The following is a 14,131-nucleotide window of genomic DNA, read 5'->3' on the forward strand; positions in this document are numbered from 1 at the left end:
TGATATGTAAATTTTGATACTATTATAATGTACAAACAAATTTTATTATGTTAGCCTAGCAATTATAAAAGTTTGGTCAACATTTTCAAAGGTTGTAGGTATGGGCAAAGCCCACAAATACTTTTTACTAACGCTGTTGTGTTCAAGCCGGCAAACAGCGAGGCAGTTTGTGTCAGATAAAGTATATAATATTGGAAGATATTATGAGCTTTGCTTAACTCGTGTGCTGAACCATAATCTGCTACAACTTTTAATAAAGCAGCAATATAAGCTACCCAAAAATTCATAATTCAAAAATAAAGTACAACACATACTTTCACGCACAAAAGGCAAACAAAAAAGCACTACCGAAGTAGTGCTGTAATCTCAAAACTCACCTTAAAGGTGTATATTAAAGGGAGTACCCTGAAAACTGAATAAAGGTTAAGCAAACCATTGAGAAGTAATATTATAAATACTTTAATAAGCTGACCAAAAGACTCTTGTGGTCAAGCCCTCGACCTATTAGTACTGCCAAGCTAAATGCCTCACGACACTTACACACGCAGCCTATCAACCTCGTAGTCCTCAAGGGGTCTTACTTGCTTATGCAATGGGATATCTAATCTTGGAGTCGGCTTCACGCTTAGATGCTTTCAGCGTTTATCCGTTCCGTACGTAGCTGCCCAGCCGTGCCATTGGCATGACAACTGGTGCACCAGAGGTACGTCCATCCCGGTCCTCTCGTACTAAGGACAGAGCTCCTCAAATATCCTGCGCCCACGACAGATAGGGACCGAACTGTCTCGCGACGTTCTGAACCCAGCTCGCGTACCACTTTAATCGGCGAACAGCCGAACCCTTGGGACCGAATACAGCCCCAGGATGTGATGAGCCGACATCGAGGTGCCAAACCTCCCCGTCGATGTGGACTCTTGGGGGAGATCAGCCTGTTATCCCCAGGGTAGCTTTTATCCGTTGAGCGACGGCATTTCCATTCACATACCGCCGGATCACTAACTCCAACTTTCGTTACTGCTCGGACCGTCATCCTCGCAGTTAGGCTGGCTTTTGCGTTTACACTCAGAGGCACGGTTTCCGTCCGTGCTGAGCCAACCTTTGAGCGCCTCCGTTACCTTTTCGGAGGCGACCGCCCCAGTCAAACTGCCCACCTGACAATGTCCCCCGACCGGATTCACGGTCGCAGGTTAGAATTCCAGAAACCTAAGGGCGGTATCCCAACAATGACTCCGTATAAGCTGACGCTCATACTTCCCAGTCTCCCGCCTATCCTGTACATAGATTTCCGAAACCCAATATCAGGCTACAGTAAAGCTCCATGGGGTCTTTCCGTCTTGCCGCAGGTAACCGGCATCTTCACCGGTACTACAATTTCGCCGGGTGGGTAGTTGAGACAGTGCCCAGATCGTTACACCATTCGTGCGGGTCGGAACTTACCCGACAAGGAATTTCGCTACCTTAGGACCGTTATAGTTACGGCCGCCGTTTACCGGGGCTTCAATTCGGAGCTTGCACTCCTCCTCTTAACCTTCCGGCACCGGGCAGGTGTCAGCCCCTATACTTCATCTTTCGATTTGGCAGAGACCTGTGTTTTTGCTAAACAGTCGCCTGGGCCTATTCTCTGCGGCTCTTTCGAGCACTCCTTATTCCGAAGTTACGGAGTCAATTTGCCGAGTTCCTTAACTACCCTTCTCCCGCTGGCCTTAGAATTCTCTTCCTGTCCACCTGTGTCGGTTTGCGGTACGGGCGTCTACTTCTATTCACAAAGCTTTTCTCGCCATACGCCACATTTACTTCCCTACTCTTATTTCAGTCCCTTGCGCCCGGGTCAACCATCGCCCGGGTTAAACGCTTTGTATGTGTCCCTTTGTTTAAATTGTAGACGGTAACGGAATATCAACCGTTTGTGCATCGGCTACGCCTTTCGGCCTGACCTTAGCTCCCGACTTACTTGGAGCGGACGAACCTTCCTCCAAAAACCTTAGACTTTCGGCCATTAAGATTCTCACTTAATTCTCGCTACTTATTCCGGCATTCTCACTTCTGTACAGTCCACCGCCGCTTTCGCTACGACTTCACTCCGTACAGAACGCTCTCCTACCATACCTTGCGGTATCCTAAGCTTCGGTGTATAGTTTAGCCCCGTTAAATTTTCGGCGCAGAATCACTCGACCAGTGAGCTATTACGCACTCTTTTAATGAGTGGCTGCTTCTAAGCCAACATCCTGGTTGTCTATGCAATTCCACATCCTTTTCCACTTAACTATACTTTGGGACCTTAGCTGTAGGTCTGGGCTGTTTCCCTTTTGACAATGAAACTTATCTCCCACTGTCTGACTCCTGGAAAACGATTATCTGGCATTCTTAGTTTGATAAGGTTCAGTAACCTCTCGGCCCCTAGCCAATTCAGTGCTTTACCTCCAGTAATCTATTCCAAGGCTAGCCCTAAAGCTATTTCGGAGAGAACCAGCTATCTCCGGGTTCGATTGGAATTTCTCCGCTACCCACACCTCATCCGCTACCATTTCAACGGGAGTCGGTTCGGCCCTCCATGAAGTTTTACCTGCACTTCAGCCTGGACATGGGTAGGTCACCCGGTTTCGGGTCGAATACAACTGACTTCATGCGCCCTTTTCAGACTCGCTCTCGCTACGGCTTCACACCTTAAGTGCTTAACCTCGCCAGTTACATTCACTCGCCGGACCATTCTACAAAAGGTACCCGATCGTTCGTTGATGAACTTTCGGTGCTTGTAAACACAAGGTTTCAGGTTCTCTTTCACTCCCCTTCCGGGGTGCTTTTCACCTTTCCTTCACAGTACTTCTTCTCTATCGGTCACCGAGTAGTATTTAGGCTTGGAGGATGGTCCCCCCATATTCCCACCGGGTTTCACGTGTCCGGCGGTACTCTGGATACAGTCTGATGTCTTAACTTTTCGCCTACAGGATTTTCACCTTCTTTGATTGCCCTTCCCATGACATTCGGCTAAATCTCGACAATTCATTCTACTGTCCGAACCCCTAACATATTACTACATTAGGTTTGGCCTCTTCCGCGTTCGCTCGCCACTACTTACGGAATCTCAGTTGATTTCTCTTCCTCGCCCTACTTAGATGTTTCAGTTCAGGCGGTTCCCCTCATATACCTATGTATTCAGTATATGATGATTAGACTTTCCTCTAATCGGATTGCTCCATTCGGAAATCTACGGATATAACGCTCACTTACAGCTCCCCGTAGCTTATCGCAGTTAGTCACGTCCTTCTTCGGCTCTCGGTGCCAAGGCATTCCCCTTGTGCTCTTTGTAGCTTGACCATTTGAGATATCTTTTGGTTCTTCTTTGTAATGTAAATTACTCTTTTTTCGCAGTTTAATAAGCCATTAGTTGTTAACTAATCTTTTATTACCCTTTAAGCTAATTGTAGTATTTATTACCTTCGTTTAACGCTTTCTCTTATTTGAGTTTGTCAAGTTTCATTCTCTTCGCTATTCTTTAAATAACTCCCACTCGTCTAATCTGTTGCAATCACTAAAGTGATTTTACAGCTTAGTCCTCATCAGTCGTTATTTAAAGGCTTCGAGATTCAACTCTTCTTGTTAAAACCTGTCAATAATTACTTTTCTCGCTTTATCTGCTATACTTTATTCAGTTTTCAAGGTACTTTCTTTGAGTACTTTCGTACTCTTGGTGGGCTTAAGTGGACTCGAACCACCGACCTCACGCTTATCAGGCGTGCGCTCTAACCGGCTGAGCTATAAGCCCATATTTCCGGCTTTTCGGTTATTCCCTCAAGCCTTTGGTGGAAATAAGCGGGATCGAACCGCTGACCCCCTGCTTGCAAAGCAGGTGCTCTCCCAGCTGAGCTATACCCCCGTATATCTCGGGCAGGACCCTGAAAATTAAACAACGATTAAATAAATTTTTCCGTAACTGACCTTGGATGTTATATCAGCTTGTTTCATCTGATAAGTTCTCCATAGAAAGGAGGTGATCCAGCCGCACCTTCCGATACGGCTACCTTGTTACGACTTCACCCCAGTCGCCAATCCTACCTTCGGCAGCGTCCTCCTTGCGGTTAGACTACTGACTTCGGGTATTACCGGCTCCCATGGTGTGACGGGCGGTGTGTACAAGGCCCGGGAACGTATTCACCGCAGCATGCTGATCTGCGATTACTAGCAATTCCATCTTCATACAGGCGGGTTGCAGCCTGCAATCTGAACTGAGAACATTTTTAGGGGTTTGCTCCACATCACTGTATTGCTTCCCTCTGTTAATGTCCATTGTAGTACGTGTGTAGCCCAGGTCATAAGGGGCATGATGATTTGACGTCGTCCCCACCTTCCTCCGTTTTGTCAACGGCAGTCCTATTAGAGTGCTCTTGCGTAGCAACTAATAGCAAGGGTTGCGCTCGTTGCGGGACTTAACCCAACATCTCACGACACGAGCTGACGACAACCATGCACCACCTGTCTCTACTTTCCCCGAAGGGCACCTAACATATCTCTATCTCGTTAGTAGGATGTCAAGACCTGGTAAGGTTCTTCGCGTTGCTTCGAATTAAACCACATACTCCACTGCTTGTGCGGGCCCCCGTCAATTCCTTTGAGTTTCAACCTTGCGGCCGTACTCCCCAGGTGGATTACTTATTGTGTTAACTCCGGCACGGAAGGGGTCAGACCCCCCACACCTAGTAATCATCGTTTACAGCGTGGACTACCAGGGTATCTAATCCTGTTTGCTACCCACGCTTTCGTGCCTCAGCGTCAGTTAAAGCCCAGCAGGCCGCCTTCGCCACTGGTGTTCCTCCCCATCTCTACGCATTTCACCGCTACACGGGGAATTCCGCCTGCCTCTACTTCACTCAAGCTCTGCAGTTTCAAATGCAGGCTATGGGTTGAGCCCATAGATTTCACATCTGACTTGCAAAGCCGCCTACGCACCCTTTACACCCAGTAAATCCGGACAACGCTTGCTCCCTACGTATTACCGCGGCTGCTGGCACGTAGTTAGCCGGAGCTTATTCATTAAGTACCGTCACTTTCTTCGTCCTTAATAAAAGAAGTTTACAATCCGAAGACCTTCATCCTTCACGCGGCGTTGCTGCGTCAGGGTTTCCCCCATTGCGCAATATCCCCCACTGCTGCCTCCCGTAGGAGTCTGGGCCGTGTCTCAGTCCCAATGTGGCCGTTCAACCTCTCAGTCCGGCTACCGATCGCGGTCTTGGTGAGCCGTTACCTCACCAACTAACTAATCGGACGCGAGTCCATCTCTAAGCGATAAATCTTTGATATATCTACCATGCGATAAATATATGTTATGCGGTATTAGCATTCTTTTCAGAATGTTATTCCCCTCTTAGAGGCAGGTTACTCACGCGTTACTCACCCGTCCGCCACTAAACTTAATCAAATTCATTCCGAAGAAATCTTTTAAAGAAGTTCCGTTCGACTTGCATGTGTTAGGCACGCCGCCAGCGTTCGTCCTGAGCCAGGATCAAACTCTCTAAAATTTGTATATTAAGCTTTCGCTTACTATCAATTTCAGAGCTTTAATCGCTCATTCCGAATACTAACGTATCCGTAATTTCTTGATGCTTTGTTGTGTGCATCTCACTGTAAATCTTTGAGTATCCTCAAAGTATTACGGGTTCCTTTATCTTTTCGTTGTTTAATTTTCAAGGTCCTACGCACTTTTTGGAAAGTTTTTTGTCGGTTCTTACCGAACCTCTCTCAACAGTGCGTGAATTATTATATCACATTCATTTTCGTTTGTCAACACTTTTTTCAAAGTTTTTAAAAAGTTTTTTGAAATCTCTTTCATTACTTTTAAAAGCTTTTTTCTGTGCTTTCAAACCTTTCTGTTGTTTGTGCTTTCCTCAAGCGACCTTATTATTATATCATAATTATATAGAAAGTCAATATTTATTTAAATTTCTATTAACCAATCAATTTGTCTTTTCAACTTATATTTTATACAAAATGCTACATCTTTCTATTATATTTTATAAATATGACATCTTTTATTTATATCAGGATAATATATCAACAAAAACTATTATTTTGATTTTATTAACATCTTTATAACAAAATGTTAATTTATTTATTATTTTGTTTTAATACTTAATTATTTTTACCAAAACACTTTGTTAAGCAATTATAAAATGTTGTAGGTATTGGCAAAGTCCACAAATACTTTTTACTAACGCTGTTGTGTTCAAGCCGGCAAACAGTGAAGCAGTTTGTGTCAGATAAAGTATATAATATTGGAAGATATTATGAGTTTTGCTTAACTCGTGTGCTAAACCATAATCTGCTCCAGCTTTTAATAAAGCAGCAATATAAGCTACCTAAAAATTCAAAAATAAAGTACAACACATACTTTCACGCACAAAAGGCAAACAAAAAAGCACTACCGAAGTAGTGCTGTAATCTCAAAACTCACTTTAAAGGTGTATATTAAAGGGAGTACCCTGAAAACTGAATAAAGATTAAGCAAACCATTGAGAAGTAATATTATAAATACTTTAATAAGCTGACCAAAAGACTCTTGTGGTCAAGCCCTCGACCTATTAGTACTGCCAAGCTAAATGCCTCACGACACTTACACACGCAGCCTATCAACCTCGTAGTCCTCAAGGGGTCTTACTTGCTTATGCAATGGGATATCTAATCTTGGAGTCGGCTTCACGCTTAGATGCTTTCAGCGTTTATCCGTTCCGTACGTAGCTGCCCAGCCGTGCCATTGGCATGACAACTGGTGCACCAGAGGTACGTCCATCCCGGTCCTCTCGTACTAAGGACAGAGCTCCTCAAATATCCTGCGCCCACGACAGATAGGGACCGAACTGTCTCGCGACGTTCTGAACCCAGCTCGCGTACCACTTTAATCGGCGAACAGCCGAACCCTTGGGACCGAATACAGCCCCAGGATGTGATGAGCCGACATCGAGGTGCCAAACCTCCCCGTCGATGTGGACTCTTGGGGGAGATCAGCCTGTTATCCCCAGGGTAGCTTTTATCCGTTGAGCGACGGCATTTCCATTCACATACCGCCGGATCACTAACTCCAACTTTCGTTACTGCTCGGACCGTCATCCTCGCAGTTAGGCTGGCTTTTGCGTTTACACTCAGAGGCACGGTTTCCGTCCGTGCTGAGCCAACCTTTGAGCGCCTCCGTTACCTTTTCGGAGGCGACCGCCCCAGTCAAACTGCCCACCTGACAATGTCCCCCGACCGGATTCACGGTCGCAGGTTAGAATTCCAGAAACCTAAGGGCGGTATCCCAACAATGACTCCGTATAAGCTGACGCTCATACTTCCCAGTCTCCCGCCTATCCTGTACATAGATTTCCGAAACCCAATATCAGGCTACAGTAAAGCTCCATGGGGTCTTTCCGTCTTGCCGCAGGTAACCGGCATCTTCACCGGTACTACAATTTCGCCGGGTGGGTAGTTGAGACAGTGCCCAGATCGTTACACCATTCGTGCGGGTCGGAACTTACCCGACAAGGAATTTCGCTACCTTAGGACCGTTATAGTTACGGCCGCCGTTTACCGGGGCTTCAATTCGGAGCTTGCACTCCTCCTCTTAACCTTCCGGCACCGGGCAGGTGTCAGCCCCTATACTTCATCTTTCGATTTGGCAGAGACCTGTGTTTTTGCTAAACAGTCGCCTGGGCCTATTCTCTGCGGCTCTTTCGAGCACTCCTTATTCCGAAGTTACGGAGTCAATTTGCCGAGTTCCTTAACTACCCTTCTCCCGCTGGCCTTAGAATTCTCTTCCTGTCCACCTGTGTCGGTTTGCGGTACGGGCGTCTACTTCTATTCACAAAGCTTTTCTCGCCATACGCCACATTTACTTCCCTACTCTTATTTCAGTCCCTTGCGCCCGGGTCAACCATCGCCCGGGTTAAACGCTTTGTATGTGTCCCTTTGTTTAAATTGTAGACGGTAACGGAATATCAACCGTTTGTGCATCGGCTACGCCTTTCGGCCTGACCTTAGCTCCCGACTTACTTGGAGCGGACGAACCTTCCTCCAAAAACCTTAGACTTTCGGCCATTAAGATTCTCACTTAATTCTCGCTACTTATTCCGGCATTCTCACTTCTGTACAGTCCACCGCCGCTTTCGCTACGACTTCACTCCGTACAGAACGCTCTCCTACCATACCTTGCGGTATCCTAAGCTTCGGTGTATAGTTTAGCCCCGTTAAATTTTCGGCGCAGAATCACTCGACCAGTGAGCTATTACGCACTCTTTTAATGAGTGGCTGCTTCTAAGCCAACATCCTGGTTGTCTATGCAATTCCACATCCTTTTCCACTTAACTATACTTTGGGACCTTAGCTGTAGGTCTGGGCTGTTTCCCTTTTGACAATGAAACTTATCTCCCACTGTCTGACTCCTGGAAAACGATTATCTGGCATTCTTAGTTTGATAAGGTTCAGTAACCTCTCGGCCCCTAGCCAATTCAGTGCTTTACCTCCAGTAATCTATTCCAAGGCTAGCCCTAAAGCTATTTCGGAGAGAACCAGCTATCTCCGGGTTCGATTGGAATTTCTCCGCTACCCACACCTCATCCGCTACCATTTCAACGGGAGTCGGTTCGGCCCTCCATGAAGTTTTACCTGCACTTCAGCCTGGACATGGGTAGGTCACCCGGTTTCGGGTCGAATACAACTGACTTCATACGCCCTTTTCAGACTCGCTCTCGCTACGGCTTCACACCTTAAGTGCTTAACCTTGCCAGTTACATTCACTCGCCGGACCATTCTACAAAAGGTACCCGATCGTTCGTTGATGAACTTTCGGTGCTTGTAAACACAAGGTTTCAGGTTCTCTTTCACTCCCCTTCCGGGGTGCTTTTCACCTTTCCTTCACAGTACTTCTTCTCTATCGGTCACCGAGTAGTATTTAGGCTTGGAGGATGGTCCCCCCGTATTCCCACCGGGTTTCACGTGTCCGGCGGTACTCTGGATACAGTCTGATGTCTTAACTTTTCGCCTACAGGATTTTCACCTTCTTTGATTGCCCTTCCCATGACATTCGGCTAAATCTCGACAATTCATTTTACTGTCCGAACCCCTAACATATTACTACATTAGGTTTGGCCTCTTCCGCGTTCGCTCGCCACTACTTACGGAATCTCAGTTGATTTCTCTTCCTCGCCCTACTTAGATGTTTCAGTTCAGGCGGTTCCCCTCATATACCTATGTATTCAGTATATGATGATTAGACTTTCCTCTAATCGGATTGCTCCATTCGGAAATCTACGGATATAACGCTCACTTACAGCTCCCCGTAGCTTATCGCAGTTAGTCACGTCCTTCTTCGGCTCTCGGTGCCAAGGCATTCCCCTTGTGCTCTTTGTAGCTTGACCATTTGAGATATCTTTTGGTTCTTCTTTGTAATGTAAATTACTCTTTTTTCGCAGTTTAATAAGCCATTAGTTTATAACTAATCTTTTATTACCCTTTAAGCTAATTGTAGTATTTATTACCTTCGTTTAACGCTTTCTCTTATTTGAGTTTGTCAAGTTTCATTCTCTTCGCTATTCTTTAAATAACTCCCACTCGTCTAATCTGTTGCAATCACTAAAGTGATTTTACAGCTTAGTCCTCATCAGTCGTTATTTAAAGGCTTCGAGATTCAACTCTTCTTGTTAAAACCTGTCAATAATTACTTTTCTCGCTTTATCTGCTATACTTTATTCAGTTTTCAAGGTACTTTCTTTGAGTACTTTCGTACTCTTGGTGGGCTTAAGTGGACTCGAACCACCGACCTCACGCTTATCAGGCGTGCGCTCTAACCGGCTGAGCTATAAGCCCATATTTCCGGCTTTTCGGTTATTCCCTCAAGCCTTTGGTGGAGATAAGCGGGATCGAACCGCTGACCCCCTGCTTGCAAAGCAGGTGCTCTCCCAGCTGAGCTATACCCCCGTATATCTCGGGCAGGACCCTGAAAATTAAACAACGATTCAATAAATTACTTCCGTAACTGACCTTGGATGTTATATCAGCTTATTTCATCCGATAAATTCTCCATAGAAAGGAGGTGATCCAGCCGCACCTTCCGATACGGCTACCTTGTTACGACTTCACCCCAGTCGCCAATCCTACCTTCGGCAGCGTCCTCCTTGCGGTTAGACTACTGACTTCGGGTATTACCGGCTCCCATGGTGTGACGGGCGGTGTGTACAAGGCCCGGGAACGTATTCACCGCAGCATGCTGATCTGCGATTACTAGCAATTCCATCTTCATACAGGCGGGTTGCAGCCTGCAATCTGAACTGAGAACATTTTTAGGGGTTTGCTCCACATCGCTGTATTGCTTCCCTCTGTTAATATCCATTGTAGTACGTGTGTAGCCCAGGTCATAAGGGGCATGATGATTTGACGTCGTCCCCACCTTCCTCCGTTTTGTCAACGGCAGTCCTATTAGAGTGCTCTTGCGTAGCAACTAATAGCAAGGGTTGCGCTCGTTGCGGGACTTAACCCAACATCTCACGACACGAGCTGACGACAACCATGCACCACCTGTCTCTACTTTCCCCGAAGGGCACCTAACATATCTCTATCTCGTTAGTAGGATGTCAAGACCTGGTAAGGTTCTTCGCGTTGCTTCGAATTAAACCACATACTCCACTGCTTGTGCGGGCCCCCGTCAATTCCTTTGAGTTTCAACCTTGCGGCCGTACTCCCCAGGTGGATTACTTATTGTGTTAACTCCGGCACGGAAGGGGTCAGACCCCCCACACCTAGTAATCATCGTTTACAGCGTGGACTACCAGGGTATCTAATCCTGTTTGCTACCCACGCTTTCGTGCCTCAGCGTCAGTTAAAGCCCAGCAGGCCGCCTTCGCCACTGGTGTTCCTCCCCATCTCTACGCATTTCACCGCTACACGGGGAATTCCGCCTGCCTCTACTTCACTCAAGCTCTGCAGTTTCAAATGCAGGCTATGGGTTGAGCCCATAGATTTCACATCTGACTTGCAAAGCCGCCTACGCACCCTTTACACCCAGTAAATCCGGACAACGCTTGCTCCCTACGTATTACCGCGGCTGCTGGCACGTAGTTAGCCGGAGCTTATTCATTAAGTACCGTCACTTTCTTCGTCCTTAATAAAAGAAGTTTACAATCCGAAGACCTTCATCCTTCACGCGGCGTTGCTGCGTCAGGGTTTCCCCCATTGCGCAATATCCCCCACTGCTGCCTCCCGTAGGAGTCTGGGCCGTGTCTCAGTCCCAATGTGGCCGTTCAACCTCTCAGTCCGGCTACCGATCGCGGTCTTGGTGAGCCGTTACCTCACCAACTAACTAATCGGACGCGAGTCCATCTCTAAGCGATAAATCTTTGATATATCTACCATGCGATAAATATATGTTATGCGGTATTAGCATTCTTTTCAGAATGTTATTCCCCTCTTAGAGGCAGGTTACTCACGCGTTACTCACCCGTCCGCCACTAAACTTAATCAAATTCATTCCGAAGAAATCTTTTAAAAAAGTTCCGTTCGACTTGCATGTGTTAGGCACGCCGCCAGCGTTCGTCCTGAGCCAGGATCAAACTCTCTAAAATTTGTATATTAAGCTTTCGCTTACTATCAATTTCAGAGCTTTAATCGCTCATTCCGAATACTAACGTATCCGTAATTTTTGATGCTTTGTTGTGTGCATCTCACTGTAAATCTTTGAGTATCCTCAAAGTATTACGGGTTCCTTTATCTTTCTCGTTGTTTAATTTTCAAGGTCCTACGCACTTGTGTTTATCGGAATTTTCCGTGTCACTGTCAAGTGCTCAATTATTATATCATTTACTTTGCCAAATGTCAACACTTTTTTAAAAAAACTTTAAAAAAATTCCTATTTTATTTTAAATACGACTATATTTGACTTTTTTATTTACACAACCACAATATATAGTAGTTGTGTTTTACTTAAGCATAACGATTTTCAATATTATATTATATACAGTCTATATAATCAATGTATTTTTCTTTATTTTCTTACAATTAAAATTGCTTTAGCTTAACTAAATACATTAATAACAATTTATATCGACAGCTTTGTATAAATTATTTCTTTCTATTGCAATTAATTATACTATATTATAAAATATAATTATCAATTTAATCGGAGGAAAACTATGAACCAGCCTTTTAATCCGTATCAACACAATGTTGATATACTTAGAGGTTTTTTCAGAAAACCTATTATCCTTATCACTGCGCTTACCTTTTGTGTACCTACTATTTGCAAAATAGTCACAGCGGTTTCTTCTATGATGATTTCATTCAAATACATTATAGAAAAAAACGAGAATGTCAATTTATCTTTTTCTATTGATATATCGTCTTTAGCCTTTTTGTTTGCATTTATATTGCTGTTCTGCACAGCAAGAAGCCGCAGGCCAATTGTAAAGCTAAAACCGCCTGTTACATTTTTAAGGGTACTTACAATTATCTTTACTGCTTTTACGGGAATATCGCTTGCAGTATCATTGATATTGGTTATTTTATTAATTGTATTCGGCTCTGGTATGCCCGAAGATATTTTCCGAACTTCTGCTATACTGCTGGGTATTAATTTTATCAGTACACTCTGCGAGTTTATCTTTTTCCTTGCCTCCTGTAAACTTACAAAAGGCATTAAGTATTCGCTTTCATCTGTATTTATTACAAAAGCGGGCGCAAAGGCAACCGCCGTATCGGGTTTTGTTTATGCGGTAATCTCTGTTATATCGTCTGTTATTGGATATATGTTTATATCAGGCTCGATTGACGCTTTGTTTTACTTTGCCAATCAAATATCCGGAACACTTGAAAGATCGGGTGTGAATTTCTCAAGCAATTTTGTAAACAATTCAGAGCTTTTTGATACAGTAACAAATGTTGCAAATACTTTATACCCTATTACCTTAGTTTGCGGTATTATAGAGCTTATTCCGTTTATATTCGTAAGCATTGTGGCTTTAATGTACTTTAACTATATAAAGAAAACAACCGACAGCCTTGTGCTTTCACCTGTCGACAGCGAAGCAACACGCTTTTACAGAGATAGCGAGCCTGTTCACGGCAATGAGCCGCAGATGCCGTTTAATCAGAATAACGGCACACCGTTTGCTCCGCCTGTTGTTCCAAACAATCAGCCGATTGATAATCAGCCTTCACAGCAATTTGTTTATGAGAATCCATATGCAGACAACAGAGTTAATAATGTTCAGCCGACACCGCAAACACCGCCGCAGGATTTTGTTCCTCAACCTGTATTTAATAATACAGAAAAAGCGGAAAATAATTCTGCCGAAAAGATTTGTGCCAAATGCGGTAAGCAATCGCCTATTGATATGAACTTCTGCCCTTATTGCGGTAATAAATTTTGAGAATAAACAAAAAGTAAGGAGATACCACGCTCGGTATCTCCTTTTAATTATGCTTATTAAATTACAAATCAATTTTTAAATGCAAGGAAGTCCTCAACCGCATTTTCTCTTGCCTTATACTCGTTTGAGTCTTTTTTAGGGTTGTCCTTGTCTATTTTTGTATCGTTGTAAATCATAAGATACTTGCCGTTATTTGAAAGGTAAGCCGCATTTACAGGATAACCCTCAATAATAGTAAAGCTGTTGCTGTCCTTTACCTCTTTAACGATTTCTTTTGCTGTATCGTTGAGTTTAGTTGTATCGTACTCATAAAGCTCAATAGCAAGGTTATTGCTTATGCTGTACTTAACGCCCTGCTTTGCGCCGATAAAAGATGCGTCCATTTCTGTTTTGACAGCTTTGTCTGTATAATAACCCTTATCCTGCATATAGCTGCAAAGTCCGTCAAAGGTATCTTTGTAATTGGCGTCTGTCACCTTGCTTGTTTCGTCAGATGTAGAATCCGATGACTGACTTGCAGATGTTGTCTGCTGGTTTGCCTTAGACGCCTGCTCAAGAGCATCATTATATCCACAGCCTGCTGCTGAAATTGCAATTACAGATGCCATCAACAATGCAGAGATAATCTTCTTCATATTTCAAAATCCTTTCAATGCGAATTTACACTTTTCGTATATTATAGCTTATATTTGCCGATAAATCAAGCATTATATTATTTTTACAGAAAAAGCGGAAATGCAAACGCA

The 14,131-nt window shown here is 44.4% G+C and carries 3 protein-coding genes, 4 tRNA genes and 4 rRNA genes; 1 reads left to right on the top strand and 10 read right to left on the bottom strand.

Annotation, left to right across the window (positions count from 1 at the left end):
• Positions 1-62: 62 nt before the first annotated feature.
• The 9 genes from KGF34_RS08175 to KGF34_RS08215 form a co-directional block, all read right to left on the bottom strand.
• A complete protein-coding gene (locus tag KGF34_RS08175; RefSeq protein ID WP_252558701.1) occupies positions 63-287 on the bottom strand; it encodes a hypothetical protein in 225 nt (74 codons plus the stop codon).
• A gap of 197 nt (positions 288-484) precedes the next feature.
• Positions 485-3,315: ribosomal RNA gene (locus tag KGF34_RS08180) — 23S ribosomal RNA — on the bottom strand.
• Positions 3,316-3,686: 371 nt separating this feature from the next.
• Positions 3,687-3,763: transfer RNA gene (locus tag KGF34_RS08185), tRNA-Ile, on the bottom strand.
• 35 nt (positions 3,764-3,798) lie between these two features.
• A tRNA-Ala gene (locus KGF34_RS08190) sits at positions 3,799-3,874 on the bottom strand.
• A gap of 107 nt (positions 3,875-3,981) precedes the next feature.
• Positions 3,982-5,513 (bottom strand): 16S ribosomal RNA (locus KGF34_RS08195).
• Positions 5,514-6,552: 1,039 nt separating this feature from the next.
• Positions 6,553-9,383 (bottom strand): 23S ribosomal RNA (locus KGF34_RS08200).
• A 371-nt stretch (positions 9,384-9,754) separates the two neighbouring features.
• Positions 9,755-9,831, bottom strand: a tRNA-Ile gene (locus tag KGF34_RS08205).
• A gap of 35 nt (positions 9,832-9,866) precedes the next feature.
• Positions 9,867-9,942, bottom strand: a tRNA-Ala gene (locus tag KGF34_RS08210).
• 108 nt (positions 9,943-10,050) lie between these two features.
• Positions 10,051-11,582: ribosomal RNA gene (locus KGF34_RS08215) — 16S ribosomal RNA — on the bottom strand.
• Together the 16S and 23S rRNA genes with 4 tRNA genes alongside form the textbook arrangement of a ribosomal RNA operon.
• Positions 11,583-12,149: 567 nt before the next feature.
• Here KGF34_RS08215 and KGF34_RS08220 point away from each other — a divergent pair.
• On the top strand, positions 12,150-13,385 hold the full coding sequence (locus KGF34_RS08220) for a hypothetical protein (protein WP_252558702.1): 1,236 nt from the start codon (positions 12,150-12,152) through the stop codon (positions 13,383-13,385).
• A gap of 68 nt (positions 13,386-13,453) precedes the next feature.
• Here the strand turns inward: KGF34_RS08220 and KGF34_RS08225 are convergent, their stop codons facing one another.
• Positions 13,454-14,020 (bottom strand): hypothetical protein, encoded by a 567-nt coding sequence (locus KGF34_RS08225; RefSeq protein WP_249375852.1) that lies wholly within the window; start codon positions 14,018-14,020, stop codon positions 13,454-13,456.
• Positions 14,021-14,131: the final 111 nt, after the last annotated feature.

Source organism: Ruminococcus sp. FMBCY1 (assembly GCF_023921805.1).
Taxonomy (GTDB): domain Bacteria; phylum Bacillota; class Clostridia; order Oscillospirales; family Acutalibacteraceae; genus Ruminococcoides; species Ruminococcoides intestinale_A.